This window comes from Enterococcus canis NBRC 100695 (assembly GCF_001544375.1).
Classification (GTDB): domain Bacteria; phylum Bacillota; class Bacilli; order Lactobacillales; family Enterococcaceae; genus Enterococcus_H; species Enterococcus_H canis.
The window spans coordinates 196469-215628 of sequence record NZ_BCQJ01000006.1 but is presented as its reverse complement, the minus strand read 5'-3'; the positions used below and the strand labels follow the sequence as shown (position 1 = coordinate 215628).

15 protein-coding genes are annotated in these 19160 nt (G+C 44.4%); all 15 read left to right on the top strand.

Annotation, left to right across the window (positions count from 1 at the left end; genetic code table 11):
• Window positions 1-8 precede the first annotated feature (8 nt).
• The 15 genes from ECA01S_RS10265 to narI all read left to right on the top strand — a co-directional run bounded on the left by ECA01S_RS10265 (window position 9) and on the right by narI (window position 19142).
• Window positions 9-4469 (top strand): SpaA isopeptide-forming pilin-related protein, encoded by a 4461-nt coding sequence (locus ECA01S_RS10265; protein ID WP_067394948.1) that lies wholly within the window; start codon window positions 9-11, stop codon window positions 4467-4469.
• A complete protein-coding gene (locus ECA01S_RS10260) occupies window positions 4427-5308 on the top strand; it encodes an LPXTG cell wall anchor domain-containing protein (RefSeq protein WP_067394945.1) in 882 nt (293 codons plus the stop codon). The genes ECA01S_RS10265 and ECA01S_RS10260 overlap by 43 nt, the downstream gene beginning before the upstream one ends.
• Before the next feature lie 211 nt (window positions 5309-5519).
• Window positions 5520-6533: a lipoate--protein ligase gene (gene lplA / locus ECA01S_RS10255; RefSeq protein ID WP_067394942.1), complete on the top strand. Its 1014-nt coding sequence runs from the start codon at window positions 5520-5522 to the stop codon at window positions 6531-6533.
• Window positions 6534-6542: 9 nt separating this feature from the next.
• Window positions 6543-7259, top strand: a complete 717-nt coding sequence (locus tag ECA01S_RS10250; RefSeq protein ID WP_067394939.1) for an ATP-binding cassette domain-containing protein — start codon at window positions 6543-6545, stop codon at window positions 7257-7259.
• A complete protein-coding gene (locus ECA01S_RS10245) occupies window positions 7256-7924 on the top strand; it encodes a methionine ABC transporter permease (RefSeq protein WP_067394936.1) in 669 nt (222 codons plus the stop codon). The genes ECA01S_RS10250 and ECA01S_RS10245 overlap by 4 nt, the downstream gene beginning before the upstream one ends.
• Before the next feature lie 21 nt (window positions 7925-7945).
• Window positions 7946-8755 carry a MetQ/NlpA family ABC transporter substrate-binding protein gene (locus tag ECA01S_RS10240; protein ID WP_067394933.1) on the top strand — a complete coding sequence of 270 codons (810 nt, stop codon included), beginning with the start codon at window positions 7946-7948 and terminating at the stop codon, window positions 8753-8755.
• Window positions 8756-8960: 205 nt separating this feature from the next.
• Window positions 8961-9230 carry an IreB family regulatory phosphoprotein gene (locus ECA01S_RS10235; protein WP_067394930.1) on the top strand — a complete coding sequence of 90 codons (270 nt, stop codon included), beginning with the start codon at window positions 8961-8963 and terminating at the stop codon, window positions 9228-9230.
• Window positions 9227-9652, top strand: coding sequence for a Holliday junction resolvase RuvX (ruvX, locus tag ECA01S_RS10230; RefSeq protein ID WP_067394927.1), 426 nt, complete (start codon window positions 9227-9229; stop codon window positions 9650-9652). Before ECA01S_RS10235 ends, ruvX begins: the two co-directional genes overlap by 4 nt.
• A 12-nt stretch (window positions 9653-9664) precedes the next feature.
• Window positions 9665-9991 (top strand): DUF1292 domain-containing protein, encoded by a 327-nt coding sequence (locus tag ECA01S_RS10225; RefSeq protein ID WP_067394924.1) that lies wholly within the window; start codon window positions 9665-9667, stop codon window positions 9989-9991.
• 323 nt (window positions 9992-10314) lie between these two features.
• Entirely contained in the window at window positions 10315-11265 is a 951-nt protein-coding gene (locus ECA01S_RS10220) for a polyprenyl synthetase family protein (protein ID WP_067394922.1), read from the top strand.
• A 21-nt stretch (window positions 11266-11286) separates the two neighbouring features.
• Complete coding sequence (locus ECA01S_RS10215) at window positions 11287-12243, top strand: TDT family transporter (RefSeq protein ID WP_067394919.1); 957 nt, start codon at window positions 11287-11289, stop codon at window positions 12241-12243.
• Between the two features lie 421 nt (window positions 12244-12664).
• Window positions 12665-16339, top strand: coding sequence for a nitrate reductase subunit alpha (locus ECA01S_RS10210; RefSeq protein WP_067394916.1), 3675 nt, complete (start codon window positions 12665-12667; stop codon window positions 16337-16339).
• Window positions 16329-17894, top strand: coding sequence for a nitrate reductase subunit beta (narH, locus tag ECA01S_RS10205; RefSeq protein ID WP_067394913.1), 1566 nt, complete (start codon window positions 16329-16331; stop codon window positions 17892-17894). Before ECA01S_RS10210 ends, narH begins: the two co-directional genes overlap by 11 nt.
• Entirely contained in the window at window positions 17887-18453 is a 567-nt protein-coding gene (gene narJ / locus ECA01S_RS10200; protein WP_067394910.1) for a nitrate reductase molybdenum cofactor assembly chaperone, read from the top strand. Before narH ends, narJ begins: the two co-directional genes overlap by 8 nt.
• Window positions 18450-19142, top strand: coding sequence for a respiratory nitrate reductase subunit gamma (gene narI, locus ECA01S_RS10195; protein ID WP_067394907.1), 693 nt, complete (start codon window positions 18450-18452; stop codon window positions 19140-19142). Before narJ ends, narI begins: the two co-directional genes overlap by 4 nt.
• The last annotated feature ends 18 nt before the right edge of the window (window positions 19143-19160 follow it).

Here is a 19160-nt window from a genome sequence, read left to right as displayed (position 1 = left end):
CCTTGACGGTGAACTTTTTGCCAGGCTACAAAGAAACGGAAGACAGTCCGCCAGATGTCATTGAAAGATCGTATATGTTGGTTTATCAAACAAAACCGAATTTTACGACCCAGACTGAGGCGGTGACCAATAATGCTAAAATCACCTCTCAAGGGGAGACTATTAAAGAGCCGGATACTACCACAACCACCAATGTGACTATTCATACTGGTAGTGGAGTTGCCTTTGGTAAAAAAGGCAGCGTGACCATTCAAAAACAAACAGCGACTGGACAACCATTAGCTGGTGCTCGTTTGCAGCTGATTCGAGTCTTCAAAGGAAATAACAGCTCAGTTGCGCCACAAATAATTTATGATGTGACCACTAGTGAGACGGGGCAGTTTACTTTTGGGAACCTTGTCTACACAGATACTAGTGCAAATGGTTTTGATTATATCATGAAGGAAATTGCAGCGCCCGATGGCTATACGATTAGCCCAGAGTTGCAAGCAGGGGTCAAAGTACCCGTAAATGACGCTAGTACAAGCTCAACTACGCCGATTGTCATTGAAAATGAACCCGTAACTACGACCTTCTTCAAAGAGGATGGGAGTGGTACCAAATTAGCCGGTGGCTTATTCTCCTTAATGAAATGGAATGAAACTGAAGGTGCCTACGACATTCTTTCAACGTTTGCCGCGGAAGAAGCCGGTGTGGAGCTTCAGCTTTTGACAGTAGGCAAATACCAAATAAAAGAGTTATCCGCTCCTTATGATAATATGGGATTAGAATATCTGCCTAATTTTGCGCCGGTAGCATTCGTTGTGAAAGAAGATGCAGATGGCACCCGGAAAGTCTATGGGGATGAAAATTCAGAAACACCGATTAGCCAGGTGGTGTTGAATAATTATCAAGGTAGCGCTGTGTTAACGAAACAAGGCGAGGAAGGTGAAGCGATCCAGGGAGCCGGCTTTACCTTGGAATGGGCGCCGCTTAATACCTCGGATTATGAACCGGTAGTAGATCGAACCTTTGTGTCTGATGAAAACGGTCAAGTGCTTTTTGATCAGTTACGTCCAGGGAAATATATGGTGACGGAGCAATCAGTCGATGGCTACTATCTGAATGGGACAAAATTACTCTTTACGATTACCGGCGATGCTAGTAGTAAGCCTGAGCCGATAGTTATTTTAGATAATCCATTTATCAATTACAAAGGGAATGCCGAATTTACCAAAATTTCTGGTGAAACGGGTGCAACGTTACCAGGAGCTATTTTCCAATTGTTAGATGAAAAAGGCACACCTATCTTAAAAGATGGTGAACCTATTGAGGTCACTTCGAATGACAATGGCAAGATTTTGGTAGAGAACTTAGCACCGGGAACAACATACGGACTAAGTGAAATTAAAGCACCAGATGATTATGTCATTAATGATACGATTTTGAAATTTACGATGCCGCTTTCTGGTACTGGCGACGACGAATATATTATTGACGAACCTGCCCAAAAGCTTGTGCACACAGAAAGTACGCCCTTCAAAAACTATAACTGGAAAGTGTTCTGGACAAAACAGGCACAAGACAACTTATCTGGTGGAGACCCACAACCAATTGGTGGCGCTGAATTTAGACTTTATAAGGAAAACTCATTAGGTGAATTTGTAGATATTACGGATCCAACTAATAATTCTGAGAATATTGATTACGGTCAAACAGCCGATGGAACCTTTATGTCTAATCCGCTAACCGGGAATGTCTCTGTTCAGAATCTAACTGGTGGGGACTATCAATATAAAGAAGTTACGGCACCGACTGGTTACATTTTAGACACGACTGTGCATGAGTTCCACCTAGAGAGCAACGCAGGGTCAAACACTGAGACGACGATCGACGTGACTGACGCCGCCAATCCTTTGATCAACTACAAAGGTGCTGCTCAGATGCTGAAGCAAGATGAGGCTGGTAATGATGTAGATGGAGCGGTCTTTGGCGTTTACACTGAAAACGGTGATCCAGTGGAAATCAACAATCAACCGTTACAAGTCACGAGTAGTGATGGTGTTGTCTATGCGGAAGGTTTAGCACCAGGCAACTATTATTTTAAAGAAATCTCTACACCGAATAATGCCTACCTTGTGAATACAAGAGAAGTGCCGTTTGAGATTGCAGACACGGCAGCAGGTAAACCAGAAGTTGTTCACATCAAGAATACGGATGATCCTGATTTTGCTTTAGTGAACTACCAAGGTTCGGCCTTGTTGACAAAATGGGATGGCGAAGCTGCTACTGTGGACACGCCGCTTGCCGGTGCTACATTCAACGTTTATCTATCAGGTGAAGAAGAAACACCTGTAAATCAAACACCAATTGAGTCTGATGGCGAGGGGCATGTTCTGATTACGGGTTTGGCGCCAGGTGATTATTACTTTGAAGAGGTAACAGCTGCAGAAGGCTATATTCGCAATACCACGACAGTACCGTTTACGATTCCAACTGAAGCACAAGATAAACCCATTGTAGTAGGTGGGGAGCAAGACGGAACGAAGCTTAATTTAAGTAACTATAAGGGTCGTGCTCAGTTAACGAAAGAAAATCTGGGCTCTGATTTGCTAGATGGTGCCCAGTTCCAACTACTGGATGCCAATGATAACCCAATCGAACGTTATGGCACCATGACCACAGAAAAGGGGCTCATTACCGTTACGGGATTAGCACCAGGAAAATATCGGTTTAAAGAAATCACTCCGCCAGATGGCTATCTGTTAAATACAGCAGTGTTGCCACAGTTTGAAATAGAGAAGATGGCGGCAGGTGAACCTGCAACGATTACGATTGACGTTGCTGGCAATGCTCTTACAGCTATCAACTATAAAGGTTCAGCTCGAATGCAAAAAATTGAAGAAACGGCAGACGGCTCTATCGCGGTACCGGGGGCTCATTTTGAAGTGTTAGACCAAGATGGCAATCCTGTTGCCGGATTTGAAGACTTGATAAGTGGTCCAGATGGGATGGTATTTGCCGATGGACTAGCACCAGGAACGTATCAATTTAGAGAAACGCAAGCTGCGCCAGGCTATGTCTTAAACACCAATCTTTCAGAACCGTTTACGATTTTAGCGGAAGCGGAGAATGCACCGGATACCATAATGGTCGGTGACTTTGTCAACTTTAAAGGAACTGTTTCTTTTGTGAAAACCGACAATCATAGTCAGCCATTACCAGGCGCTGTCTTCCAATTATGGGATGTGGCGGACCCGGTAAACCCGGAACTTGTAGCAGGTTATGATCATTTGATTTCTGACAGTCAAGGAATCGTTCAAGCAACAGGCTTGGCGCCGGGAGTATACGAATTGCACGAAAGCCAAGCACCAGTGGGTTATGTACTAAATTCAAATCCACAACCGTTTACGATTGTATCGGCGGCTACTAGTCAGCCAGTCATCAATTTAGGCGAATTTGCTAACTTCCAGGGAACCGTTACGATGAAGAAAACGGATAAGAATGAAGCAGGCTTAGCCGGAGCAGTCTTCCAGCTTTGGAATGTGACGGATCCGGATAATCCACAGCAAGTGGCCGAACATGATGCGGTTACAACCGATGATGAAGGACAACTGACGATTACTGATTTGGTACCGGGGGCTTATGAACTGCGGGAAGTAACCGCACCTAAAGGCTATGTTATCAATAGTAATCCAATTGACTTTACGATTGTAGATACTGCGGCGACTCCGCCAATGTTAAACTTAGCTGATTTTGTTAACTATCAAGGAAATGCAGTACTGAAGAAAACCGATAGCGCCGGAAATCCATTAGCTGGAGCGGTGTTCCAAGTATGGCAAAAAGGCAATGATAGTGGTCCGGTAGCTGGCTATGAAAATCTGCAGTCAGATACGGTAGGCGTAATCAACGTACTAGATATCGCACCGGGCAATTATGAATTGCGGGAAATCACCGCACCAAGTGGGTACGTATTAAATACGAACCCGATCGAATTTACGATTGCATCAGCAAGCACGGAAGAACAACAGTTGGATCTAGGCGAATTCGTCAATTTCCGCGGAACTGTCACGATGAAGAAAAAGGATAAAAATGGCGTTGGCTTGGCTGGCGCAGTCTTCCAATTGTGGGATGTAACCAATCCGACTGTACCTAAGGCAGTAGCCGGTCAAGAAGCAGTCACCACAGATGCGTCAGGACAATTAACGATTAGTGATTTAGTTCCTGGTGATTATGAGCTGCGGGAAGTGACAGCGCCTGAAGGCCACGTCATTAATACCAATCCAATCGACTTTACAATTGTTGCTTCTGCGGCAGAAACGCCAGTCGTGACATTAGCTGATTTTGTCAACTACCAAGGAAACGTAACCTTGAAGAAAACTGATAGTACGGGCAATCCTTTAGCAGGAGCCGTGTTCCAAGTATGGCAAAAGGGAGCGCAAGACCTGTGGCAGGCTTTGAGGACATCCAGTCAGACAGCAATGGCTTAGTCAGTGTGGCTAATCTTGCGCCAGGCAATTATGAACTACGAGAAGTGAGCGCTCCAGTAGGGTACATTGTCAATACGAACCCCGTTCCGTTTACTATCGAAAAAGAAAGCGCGAAGGAACCGCACTTGAATCTAGGTGAATTTGCCAATTATCAAGGACAGGTTACGCTACAAAAAACCAATCAGCAGGGGCACGGTTTGGCGGGCGCTGTCTTTCAATTGTGGGATGTATCCGCTGGTGGTAATGGGCAACTATTAAGAGGCGCGATTACAAGCGGAGAAGATGGTCAAGTAGTAGTCAAAGACTTAGCGCCAGGACGTTATGAATTGCGAGAAACTAGCGCACCAACAGGCTACATCCGCAATACGGCTGCAATTCCATTCGAGATTGAAGCTGAAAGTAAGACAGCACCAACTCATGATTTAGGCACCTTTGTAAACTTTAAAGGCCAAGCAACCTTGACAAAAACCAATGAAAAGGGTCAACCACTGTCAGGCGCAACCTTTGAATTATGGCAAGTTTCAGGTCGCGAGGCTACACGCATAGCGGAAGTCGTCTCCGATCGTAATGGTCATTTACAAGTAGCGAATTTAGCGCCAGGTACCTATGAATGGCGGGAAACTAAAGCACCAACCGGCTATGTACGTAGTTCGCAAGTGGTTCGTTTCACAATTGATGAGGCCGCTGCAAAAGCACCGACACTTGATTTAGGTAAGTTTGAGAATCAGCCAACAACACCATATCCGCATACGGGTGAAAGCAACAATCCGTTATGGATTATGTTGGGACTTACGATAATTGGCGGCGCACTCTTATTGCTTCGCAAAAGACGTGTATAAAAAAGATGGTCATAAGTAATCGCTTATGGCCGTCTTTTTGTTCTTTTTATCACAAACAAAAGGGAATTAAGTAATACAGTTTTTAGAAAATAATAGTACAATAATACAGGTGATTTTCTTATGTTTTTCATAATTGTTTTCGTTGACATCTGTATATAAATAGTACACAATACAAATCAGTTGCAACTTGTTTTTTGAAAGGAGTCGGCACATGCTTTATTATGCGATGCCTTCACGAGACATTCGAGTGAATCTCGCGACAGAGCAATACTTATTAGAAAAAGATTTTGAGGAACCATTAGTTCTCTTTTATATTCAAGAACCGTGTATCATTATTGGCCGTAATCAAAATGCCATTGAAGAAATCGATCAGAAATTTGTTCGTGAGCGTGGCATTACGGTGACACGCCGTTTATCCGGCGGGGGTGCCGTCTATGATGATTTGGGCAATGTCAGCTTTAGTTTTGTTACAAAAGCAGGTCGGGAAGATTTCGGCAATTTTGCCGAGTTTACGCAGCCGATTTTAAAGGCAATCCATGAAATGGGGGCGACTGGCGCGGAAGTTAGCGGTCGTAACGATTTGCTGATTGAGGGGAAAAAATTCTCAGGAAATGCCATGTATAAGAAACGAGGCAAATTATTCTCCCATGGAACCTTGATGTTAGATGTCGACTTAGATGTGTTGCCGCAGGCTTTGCGGGTAGCGAAAGACAAAATCGAATCGAAAGGGACCAAGTCCGTTCGTTCCCACGTTACCAATTTGCGTCCTTATTTAGCAGCGGAGTATCAAGGATTATCCACAGAAGCCTTTCGCGATGAATTATTGAAGCGTTTGTTCGATGTGAACGATTTAAGAACGATTGCGGCTAAAGAATTACATCTTTCAGCAGAAGATGACGCGGCCATCGCGCAATTAGTAACCGAGATTTATGGCAACGAGGAATGGATTTACGGGGAGGCCCCTGCCTACTCCATCCAACGTCGCCGTCGCTATCCGGCCGTGGGAATCATTGATGCTCGGATTGAAGTCGCGAAAGGTCATATTAGCAATCTTGTTTTTTACGGGGATTATTTTGGCCAAAAAGACTCAAGTGAGCTAGCAGAAAAGCTGGTGGGCTTGCCTTATCAACGTCAAGCGTTGGCAACAGCCTTAAAGGATATCGAGGCTGATCTTTATTTTAGTCACCTAGATAATGAGACCCTTTTGGATCTATTAGCGGATTAGGAGGCCATCATGATTGAATTACAGAATGTGAGCCACTATTATCCCGAAAAAGCCCTTGACCAAATCGACTTAACCATCGAGGATCATGAGATTTTTGGTATCGTGGGAGAAAGCGGTGCGGGTAAATCAACTTTATTACGGTTATTGAATTTGTTAGAACAACCTTCTGAGGGGAAATTGTTACTAGCAGGGACGGATGTTTGGCAACTGTCTGATCAGCGACGTCGGCAAATTAAACAGACGATTGGCATGGTCTTTCAGCAATATCACCTTTTGCATAATCGCACGATTGCTGAAAACGTCGGGTTGCCTTTGAAGCTTTTAGGCAAAGCAGATCCAGCTAAGAGTCAGCAATTGTTAGAGTTTGTTGGTTTAGGAGACAAAGCGAAAAGTTACCCTAGTCAGTTAAGCGGTGGTCAAAAACAACGAGCAGCAATTGCCAGAGCCTTGATTACGGAACCGAAAATTATCTTATGTGATGAGCCAACCTCTGCTTTAGATGAAAAAAATACGTTGGAAATCTTGAAGCTATTAAAAAAAGTTCACGCGACTTTTCAGCCAACGATTCTTTTTGTTAGCCATGAATTGGCGGCAGTGAAATTTTTGTGTCAGCGGGCCGCAGTGCTGGAAGCAGGACGGCTCCAAGCGATTACAGCAGTTCAGCCAGCAGTATTGCAGGACGAGGCAGATTATACGGCGCAAGTGATTGCGAGGTTGCAAGCATGAATTATTGGACTAGATTGATGACCTTTCGTCCCGAGATTTTACAGGCAATCACTGATACGACGATTATGATGGTTTTAGCGATGCTAGCGGCCTTATTAATTGGACTACCAGTAGGTACTGGACTTTTTCTAAGCCGAAAAAACGGTGTGCGGCCCAATCGTGGATTTTATTGGGCACTAAATATATATGTCGACACCGTCCGGTCCTTTCCGTTTCTTTTATTTGTAGTGGCCTTGATTCCTTTGACGCGCTTCGTGTTGGGGACGGCTTTTGGAACCTATGCTGCGGCCTTTCCCTTAGCTTTTGTGGCTGTGGCAATTTATGCGCGTTTGGTGGAACAAGTCCTTTTAGATGTACCACGAGAAGTCTTGGAACTGGCAGCCTCTTTGGGAGCCACCCGGTGGCAGCTGATTTGGGAATTTTTATATGTTGAGGCCCGCAGTGGCTTGATTTTAAGTTATACGTCCACCACCATTAGTCTGGTTTCTTATTCAACGGTTATGGGGATTGTGGGCGGCGGTGGTATCGGTGACTTTGCGATTCGTTACGGGTATCAGCGCTATGAATATGACATCATGTACACCACGATTTTACTGATGATCGTTGCGGTGTTTTTGATTCAAGTGCTGGGAACTACGACAGCACGATTGTTAGATAAACGTTAAAACAAGCGAAGGAGTGGCAAAATGAAAAAAGGTTTAGTTGTAGCAATGATTGGTTTGATGGGGCTTTTAGCAGCCTGTGGCAATGGAGGTAGCGCTGATAACTCAGATAAGGTGATCAAAGTGGCTAGCCAAACGACACCTATGACAGATGTGGTGGAAAAAGCAGCGGAAGTAGCGAAAAAAGACGGTTGGGATATCCAACTGGTGCAAGTCAATGATAATATTCAATACAATGAATTGTTGAATAATAAAGAAGTGGATGCAAACTTCGCCCAACACGAACCCTTCATGAAAAAATTCAATGAAGAAAAGGATGCCCATCTAGTTGCTATCCAAAAAATCTATGACGCTAAAGTCGGCTTCTATTCAAAAGAATACAAAAAAATTGATGAACTACCCAAAGGGGCTACGATTGCTTTACCGAATGATGTTTCTAATGAAGGACGCGCATTAGCTATCCTGAATGAAGCGGGCTTAATCAAATTGAAGGACGGTGTTGGCTTTAATGGAACATTGAAGGATATCGTGGACAATCCTCATGAATTCAAATGGCTATCAGTTGACTTGTTGAATCTGGCTGAGGCTTACAATGAAAAAAATGTGGCCATGGTTTACAATTATCCGACTTATATCGCTAAAGTTGGTTTGAAGCCAACGGATGCGATCTTGCTAGAACAAAAAATCGACAACCGTTTTGCCATTTCACTCGTTGCTCGTGAGGACAATCAAGACTCTGAAAAGATCAAAGAATTGAAAAAGGCGATGACTAGTCCCGAAGTCAAAGAATTTTTAGAAAAGGATCATAGCGATACGTTGATTCCTTCTTTCTAAACACTTAGCAGTATTCCTCAAGGAGTACTGCTTTTTTGCTCCTCAAAACTTCAAAAATGGTAAAGACAGTCCTGAAAAGAGAACGTTATGAGACAACTATGATAGGATAAAGGTGAAAACGAAATAATATTTGTAGTTTTGCGGGCTTTTTAGTAAAATGAAACTGTATAAATAGGCGCAAATCCGTGAAAAGAGGTGTTGATGGATGGGCTTTACAGATGAAACAGTACGATTTGATTTTGACGACAATCGTAAAAAAGAGGTAAGTGAAACATTAGCGACGGTTTACTGGGCGTTAGCTGAAAAAGGATACAATCCGATCAATCAGATCGTAGGTTATCTACTTTCTGGCGACCCGGCGTATATTCCTCGCTATCATGACGCGCGTAACTTGATCCGCCGTCACGAACGAGATGAGATTATGGAAGAATTAGTAAAACACTATCTCTATAATCATGGAATCGACGTTCGATGAGAATAATGGGTCTGGATGTAGGCTCGAAAACCGTGGGAGTCGCTGTCAGTGATCTCTTAGGTTGGACTGCTCAAGGGGTGGAAATTATTTCCATCAATGAAGACAAAGGCGAATTTGGGTTTGACCGCTTGAAAGAATTGGTCCAAGAATACGAAGTGGAGCAATTCGTTGTGGGTCTGCCTAAAAATATGAATAATACGATTGGTCCTCGCGCCGAAGCATCACTCGCTTATGGGGCTCAATTAGAAACGCTTTTTGGATTGCCAGTTGCTTATCAAGATGAACGACTGACCACGGTCCAAGCAGAACGCATGCTGGTCGAGCAAGCCAATGCTTCTCGAGCAAAACGCAAAAAAGTTATCGACAAATTGGCTGCCGTGATGATCCTGCAAAATTATTTGGATCGCGCCAGCAAACTATAAGGAGGAAACAACATGACAGAACATCACCATGACCACGATCATGATCACCATCATGACCATGAGCACGAACCAGAATATATCACTTTAGTGGACGACGAAGGAGCAGAATCTCTATACGAAGTTCTTTTAACTATCGACGGCCAAGAAGAATACGGTAAAAACTACGTGCTGCTTTATCCAGCAGGTATCGACGACGAAGAGGACGTTGAATTACAAGCCTATGCCTACATTGAAAACGAAGATGGCACAGAAGGCGAATTGCAACAAATCGAAACAGACGCTGAATGGGACATGATTGAAGAAGTTTTCAATACATTCATGGCTGAAGAAGAAGAATAGGCTTTAAATACTAGCTGAGCCCTTGATTGATAAGGGTTCAGCTTTTTTGTGTTTTGAATTGAATACGAGATTGAATCCGTTCATCATTTCAAACTGTCTAAATGTAGAATGTATTATTTGCTAAAAGCTGGCATATTGGTACTTTTCTTCAACGAGCTTCTTTGTTTTGATACGCCACTTGTAAAATATTTGGCAGGAGCCGTATAAGAAATTCGTTTTTCTGATAATATTCGGGTAGAATAAAATGGAAGACGAGAGTGACGGGGGAGTCACTTGTGAAGGGATGGTTGGCTGTGGAGAGAAATTGGGCAGGATACCCGGAGATGGTGGAACGGTTAGGGAAGATTCGTTCGTTTATTTTTCAACAGGTACAAGTAGATAATCAAGAAATTCAGCGGGCATTGACAGACTTCGCTACTAGTGGTGGCAAGATGTTGCGGCCGGCATTTTGTTTAATGTTTGCGGACACGATCACAGGCAAAACGGTTACGGATGAAAAAATGCTGAAGATTGCCGCGACATTAGAACTTTTACATATGGCGACTTTGATCCATGATGATATTATTGATGATTCACCGCTGCGACATAATCAAGTGACGATTCAAGCGTGTTATGGCAAGGATGTCGCGGTTTATACAGGAGATTTATTGTTTACGCAGTTTTTTGAATTGTTGATTCAATTAATGAATGGAACAGATTATTTAATGGTCAATGCGCAAGCCATGAAACGGGTTTTGCTAGGGGAACTGCAGCAAATGCAAAACCGCTTTGATGAAGAAATTGAAGTTTGCACGTATTTAAAGAGTGTGGAAGGTAAAACGGCTGAACTGTTTGCTTTAGCAGCACAAGAGGGTGTCTACTTTAGTGACGGTACGCCGGAACAGGTGATGCTAGCAGGAGAGATTGGTCGTAAAATCGGGATCGCTTTTCAAATCAATGATGACATTTTAGACTACACAGGCAGCCAGCAGCAAATGGATAAACCGGTTTTAGAGGACTTGGGGCAAGGTGTCTATTCATTGCCATTGATTTTAGCGAAAGAAGCGGCCCCCGAAGTGTTTGCGCCCTATCTTGCCAAAGGTAGACAAATCACCTTGGCTGAAGTTGCGAAAGTAGCAGAGTTAGTGGTCAGCCATGGTGGTATTGAAGCAGCACGGGAGTTGGCGCGAGAATTGACATTGTCGGCCTTAGCGGATATCGAAAAACTACCAGCGACTCCAGGGCGTTATCAATTAGCAGAAATTACAGGAAGCTTACTGCAACGAAATCATTAATTTAAACAAGGAGTTGTTTGCATGTGGAATTTGAAAAAAGCTCTGGCCACAGCACTACCGCCTAATGCAATTGCCGCCACCATGGGTCTCTGTACCCTGAGTAATTGCTACAATGTGTTGGGACTTAGTGGCGTGAGGCATCTGTGTATGTTGTGGGGGCTGTTAGTCTGGCTGATTGCCTTATTAAAAATCGTAACGGATTTTCAACAATTTAAAGGGGAGTATCTCCAACCAATCCCAGGAAGTCTGTACGCAGCTTGGCCGATGCTGATGGCAATTTTGGCTGGATATTTTCACGACATACTGCCTTGGCCGCAAGTGGGGCTGGTCATTTGGTATCTAGCTGTCACGCTACACGCTCTGCACATTCTTTATTTTACTTGGCGCAATGTGCTTAAAGCACCCACGTTAGATGGTTTCACGCCGACTTGGTTTGTTACATATGTTGGGATTTTGGTACCTGTAGTAGCGGGGGGCGCCTTTGGCAATCCGGTCATTATGAAGGGTTTGATGATCTATGGTTTTCTTATCACCTTCACCCTTGTGCCGGCTATGATTTGGCGGCTATGGAAAAAAGCATTGCCAGAGGTTTTGCGACCGACCTTTACTATTTTTTTAGCGCCCTTTAGTTTGACGCTAATTGCCTATTTAACGATGGCCAAACAGCCGCAGCCGTGGTTGGCAAACTTGCTCTATGTGATTTTGTTGGGCTTTATTATTGCTGTGATTGTAAAACTACCGAGCTTTGTTGCAGGACCTTTTACGATTGCCTTTGCAGCGCTGACCTTCCCGCTGGCAATTGCGACCTTGGCCACGGCCCGTTTAGGTGCTTTTCTTAAAGCAACTATTGTTGGCCTCTCTTCGTGGTATGATCAAGCCTTTGGGCTGTTACTCTTTTTAACGACAGCGGTCATTGTACCGATTGTTTTTACCTTTGCACGTCGCTTCATTGCGGCAGGGAAAGGTGAAAATTTTTAAGGTGTTTTGCTCATAAGTGATCAAATTGAAAAGGATGAATTAGCGCAGACTATTAATCGTTTAAATGATTGATAGCCTGCGTTTTTTTATTGTTTTCATATAAGAAGTCGTGCTTGTTTATTAAAATGGTACCTTTTCTAATTTTTATTTAATATTTACAAGGGGTGAAACTTTGTGAACACTGGGAATTGTTCTCAATAAGCGGTTGCGATAAGACTGAAAATGATAATTTTGTTAAAATATAAGTGTGTCGTCTTAGTTTTATTACGAAGAGTATTGCACTAATTTCACAAATTTTAGAAGAACATGGTCTATGGATCCTGTTCTTCAACGGACTAGTTTTTTAAACTGACGTCCCGCATTTTATTCAAGCTCTCAAAGGGAGAGTAGTCAGAAGAACTAGTACCTTATTGTAAAGGAGATGTTGTTGGTGAGAAAGCCTAGATTCTTCAAAAAAGTTGAAAAATTCAACGACGGTTTTAGCCAATTAGAGGATAACCAGCGTCAATGGGAATCCTTGTACCGTCATCGCTGGGCCCATGATAAAGTGGTGCGGACGACGCATGGAGTTAATTGTACAGGCTCTTGTAGTTGGAATGTTTTTGTAAAAGAGGGGCTAATCACGTGGGAGCATCAAGCGACGGATTATCCAACTTGCGGACCGGATATGCCAGAATTCGAACCACGAGGTTGTCCACGGGGAGCGAGCTTTAGCTGGTACGAATATTCACCTTTACGGATCAAGTATCCGTATATGCGCGGACGACTTTGGCAATTGTGGCAAGAAGCGAAACAGCAAAATGAAACCGCTGTCTCTGCCTGGGCGAGTATTGTGGAAGATCCCGTCAAAGCGGAAAGCTACAAAAAGGTTCGCGGTAAAGGCGGACTAGTGCGTGTAAAATGGGAAGACGCACTGGAGTTAATCAGCGCAATGTTAATCTATACCATCAAAAAAGACGGTCCTGACCGAATCGCAGGTTTCTCTCCGATTCCAGCGATGTCCATGATTAGTTATGCGGCGGGAACGCGCTTCTTATCTTTGATGGGGGGCGAGGCCTTGAGTTTCTATGATTGGTATGCTGATTTACCGCCATCTTCCCCGCAAGTCTGGGGTGAACAAACCGATGTACCAGAATCCGGTGACTGGTATAACAGCCAGTACTTGATGATGTGGGGTTCTAATGTGCCCTTGACGCGCACGCCTGATGCGCATTTCATGACTGAAGTTCGCTATAACGGAACGAAAGTGGTGGCAGTGACGCCGGATTACGCTGAAAATGTTAAATTTGCGGATAACTGGTTGGCACCGAAGCCGGGAACTGATGCGGCATTGGCCCAAGGAATGACGTATACGATTCTGAAGGAGTTTTATCAAGATAAAGCAACACCACGGTTTACCCAGTATGCTAAGCAGTATACGGATCTACCTTTCTTAGTCTTATTAGAGAAAAATCCAGCTACCGATCATTTTCGTTCCGGTCGCTTTTTGCGCATCAGTGATTTAACAGAACAGCCGACAGAGCATGGCGAATGGAAGCCGGTTCTGTGGGATGAAGCAGCCCAGGCTGTAAAGGTACCTAATGGAACGGTGGGCCAGCGTTGGGCTGAAAAAGAAAAATGGAACTTGAAGCTGGAGGATGAACAGGGCAACCCAATCAAGCCTGCTTTAAGTATTTTTGATGGAGCAATGACCCGGATTGATTTTCCTTATTTTGACGAGGCGGGTAGTCAAGTGGTCACCCGTAATGTGCCAGCTAAGGAGCTGACGTTGGCAAGTGGTGAAAAGGCACTGGTGGCAACCGTTTATGATTTGATGATGAGCCAATATGGAATCAAACGTAGTGAGCAAGATGATTTGGCGGCTAGCGGACCAGAAGATGTAACGAGTCCTTATACACCAGCTTGGCAAGAAAAAATTACTGGTGTGAAGGCCTCCTTAGCGGCTCAAATTGGCCGTGAATTTGCACAAAATGCTATCGATACGGAAGGTCGTTCCATGGTAATCATGGGAGCTGGTATCAATCACTGGTTCAACAGTGATATGATTTACCGGGCAATTTTTAATCTGATTCTGTTAACGGGTTGTGAAGGTGTCTCTGGCGGTGGTTGGGCCCATTATGTCGGCCAAGAAAAACTACGTCCGCAAGAAGGCTGGGGGACCTTAGCCTTTGCTAAAGACTGGACAGGTGGTGCACGCCAACAAAATGGCACCTCCTTCTTCTACTTTGCTAGTGACCAGTGGAAATATGATGAATTGGATAACGAGGCCTTAAAATCACCAACTGCTAAGGATAAGAACCGTTACCGACATCCGGCAGATTACAATCAAATGGCGATCCGTTTAGGTTGGCTGCCAAGTTATCCCCAGTTTGACCGCAATAGTCTTTCCTTTGTGGAAGAGTACGGAACAACTGATGAAAAAACGGTTGTGGATAAAGCGGTGACAGAGTTAAAAGCCGGGACGCTCCAATTCGCGGCACAAGCGCCAGACCGCAAAGAAAATCAGCCAAAGGGGCTCTTTGTTTGGCGATCCAATCTCTTTTCTTCTAGTGGCAAGGGCCAAGAATACTTCATGAAGCACTTGTTAGGAACTGAAAACAACTTATTAGCTAGTACCAATGAGGACTTCAAGCCAGAGGAGATGGAGTGGGAGCAAGCGGCGGTAGAGGGCAAGCTGGATTTAGTCGTGACGCTAGACTTCCGAATGGTGGCGACACCCATGTATTCAGATATCGTCTTGCCAGCTGCAACTTGGTATGAAAAAGAAGACCTCTCCAGTACTGATATGCATCCTTTCATTCATCCTTTTAATGCGGCGGTTAGCCCATTATGGGAATCACGAACTGATTGGCGTATTTTCCAGGATTTAGCGAAAGTATTCCAAGATATGGCTCAAACGGAATTGCCTGAACCTCGTTATGATCTATTAAGTACCCCAATGGGCCATGATTCACCAGCTGAAATCGCGCAACCATACGGAGAAGTGAAAGATTGGGCTAAAGGCGAGATTGAGGCAATTCCAGGTCAAACGATGCCTCAGTTGAAGCTGATTAAACGTGACTATACGAAACTATATGATCAGTTTATTGCATTAGGACCGAATTTAGAAAACGGTAAGGTAGGCGCTGAAGGGTATTCCTTCCCAATCGGTGAACAATATGAACAGTTGAAAGCCATCAACCAAACGGTAACCGAAGGCAGTTCCCAAGGCTGTCCACAGCTATATACCGCCAAACAAGCGGTGGAAGCCATTTTGACTCTTTCTAGTACCTCAAATGGTAAAGTAGCTGTGAAAGCTTGGCAAGATGCAGAGGCTAAAACTGGTCTTTCTTTAACGGATATTGGGGCTAGTAGTGAAGATATTCATATGAATTTTCAAACGATTACGGCTCAGCCACAGCAAACGTTACCAACGCCGATTTTTTCCAGTATCAAAAAAGACAATCAGCGTTATTCACCTTTTACGTTAAATATTGAGCGGCTAGTTCCTTTCCGCACTTTGACTGGGCGCCAGCAGTTTTATATCGACCACGAAGTCTTTCAAGAATACGGAGAGATGTTGGCGATTTACAAGCCGACTTTGGCGCCACAGGTAATGGGTCCGAAAGATCAACAGATCACCCACCATGGCAGAGAGTTGACCTTGCGCTATATGACCCCTCACGGAAAATGGAACATCCATACAACCTATCAGGACGACTTACAAATGCTGACACTGTTTAGAGGCGGTCCCACTGTTTGGCTCTCCATGGAAGACGCGAGGAAACTAGCGTTGCAAGATAACGATTGGGTGGAGCTTTATAACCGGAACGGTGTGGTGACGGCCCGGGCGGTAGTTAGCCACCGGATGCCAGAAGGAGCAATGTACATGTATCATGCCCAAGATATGCATATTCATGTGCCGTTATCAGAGCTGACCGGTAATCGTGGCGGGAGCCACAATGCACCTACGCAAATTCATATCAAGCCTACGCAAATGGTCGGCGGGTATGCGCAACTAAGCTACGGCTTCAATTATTACGGTCCTATTGGTAATCAACGGGATCTGTACGTCACAGTCCGGAAACTGGAGGAGGTGAATTGGTATGAAAATTAAAGCTCAGATCAGCATGGTCTTAAATTTGGACAAGTGTATCGGCTGTCATACCTGTTCCGTAACGTGTAAAAATACTTGGACGAATCGTCCCGGTGCTGAATATATGTGGTTCAATAATGTGGAAACGAAGCCTGGAGTGGGTTATCCCCAAAACTGGGAAGACAATCAGCGCTATAAGGGTGGCTGGAAGCTGGATAGTAAAGGAAAGCTGACCTTAAAAGCGGGCGGTAAGCTAGAAAAATTTGCTACTTTGAGTATCTTCTACAATCAAAATATGCCAGAGATAGATGATTATTATGAGCCTTGGAACTATGATTATCAGGCTTTATTTGGTAAAGAAGGGACCCACCAACCAGTAGCCCGGGCTAAATCTCAATTGACCGGGGAAAATATTGAGTTGAAATGGGGACCTAACTGGGATGACGATTTAGCTGGCGGTGAAAAAAGTATGGCGGAGGATCCTAATTTACGGGGAATTCAAGAAGAAATTAAAGCCGATTTTGAGTCGGTCTTTATGATGTATCTGCCACGTCTGTGTGAGCACTGCTTGAATCCGGCTTGTGTTGCATCTTGTCCCAGTGGTGCGATGTATAAGCGTGATGAAGATGGCATCGTGTTAGTTAATCAAGACCGTTGTCGGAGCTGGCGCTTCTGTATGTCCGGCTGTCCATACAAAAAAGTCTATTTCAATTGGAAAACCCATAAAGCAGAAAAATGTACGCTATGCTATCCGCGAATCGAAGAGGGCTTGCCCACGGTTTGTTCGGAAACTTGTGTGGGACGTATCCGTTATTTAGGCGTTGTCTTGTATGATGCGGATAAAGTCAAAGAAGTCGCGGAAGAAACGGATGAAAAGGAATTATACGAACGCCAATTAGAGCTATTTTTGGATCCATTTGATCCAACAATTCAAAAAGCGGCTCTTGAGCAAGGAATCGATCAAGAAACACTAGACTTTGCACAGCGTTCCCCGATTTATCAATTAGCGGTGAAGGAGCGCTTGGCGTTTCCGTTGCACCCAGAATATCGGACATTGCCAATGGTTTGGTATGTGCCGCCATTGTCGCCAATTATGAATGTCTTTGAAGGGAAAGAGTCAGTGGGTGAGGCAGAAGCTATTTTCCCTGGAATCGATGAAATGCGAATTCCTGTACAATATTTAGCGAATATGTTGACCGCTGGTGATCCTAGACCTGTCAAAGCAGCGTTGTATAAATTAGCCATGATGCGGTTGTATATGCGCGGAAAAAATACGGAGCGGCCATTAGCTGAAGAGACGCTGGCGCAGGTTGGTTTAGACCCGCAACGGGTAGAAAAACTTTACCGCTTATTGGCCATCGCGAAGTATGAAGATCGCTTTGTCCTGCCGAAAGCTCACCGGGAACAGGTTTTAGCTGATCCTGAGTTAGCTCATGGAACGGTTGGCTATGAAGGCTGTCCAGGCTGTGGTTCTGGCGGTCACCGAGCAGAACCAATCGTCACTGAGGCTCAAAAAGGAAAATCCGGCGCCGAAATTTATGCCGAGAACTTTTATGGGGGGATCTGGCGTGATTAAAGAGAAAGCTTTATTAGCAAGGAGACCAGCCTTAGCGCTATTAGCGGAATTGCTGGATTATCCCACTAGTAGCCTACAGTCCGCGGCCTTCTTGCAAGAGACAGTTGCTGCCTTTCAAGGATTGCCGGAAGCAGCCAGCGTATTAGCGGCATTAACGCAGCTGCAGCAGCAATCGTTGCCAGAGCTGGAGGAGGAATATACCCGTTTATTTGAACTAAACAAGAAGTTGACCTTGTACTGCACCTACTATAAATTGGAAGATTCTCGTAAACGGGGAGATACATTAGCCAAGTTAAAGGTATTATATGAAAGCTTTGGTTCAGCTTTAGCGCAACCTGAATTGGCAGATTATTTACCTGCTATGTTGGAGTTTTTAGCCTATGGGGATTTTTTAGAGGCACCGCATCAGCGAGAGCTGCTGTTTATGCTGGCAGTGATTGAAGATGGCACTTATCACATGTTGAAAGAGGCTGAAGAGTCACCCTATGTTGAGCTTTTACGCAGTACCCGTCAATTAGTCAGAGCCTGTATTGATCTTCAGGAGGTGGCCGTCCAATGACATTCATTAATCAAATTTTATGGGTGATCTACCCTTATCTGTGTCTAGGTTCCTTTGTTTTCGGGACGTTGATTCGTTTTACCCGCAACAAAGGCAGTGTAACTGCAAAATCCAGTGAGCTTCTGGAGAAGAAACAATTGATGATTGGGAGTATACTATTTCATATAGGGATTCTGTTGGTTTTGGCAGGGCATGTGACGGGCATCTTGGTGCCTAAATCTGTGACGGAGTATTTCGGAATCTCCAATGAGATGTACCATGCCTTCGCATTGATGATGGGAGGCTTTGCAGGCTTCATTACGTTAATTGGTATTGGTATTTTGACTTTCCGCCGCTTTACGAATGCACGGGTTTTCCTGTCCAGCTCTTGGAGTGATTTATTGATCATGATCGCCTTGTGTATCACGATCACCTTTGGTCTCATGAGTTCCTTTATTGCCGGACCCATGGTGCCTACCTATGATTACCGTGACACATTGGCGGTCTGGGCTCGACAACTATTTTATTTCTCGCCAGACTATCGCTTAATGATGGGGGCGCCCTTACTCTTTAAGATTCACGTCATATGCGGGCTAACGATTTTTGGTGTATTTCCTTATACGCGTCTCGTGCATGCCTTGACCATTCCTTTGCAGTATTTTCAGCGCCGCTTTATCGTTTACCGTCGTAACCGGCGACTAGTGGACTAGCGGAACTAAATTTTTGGA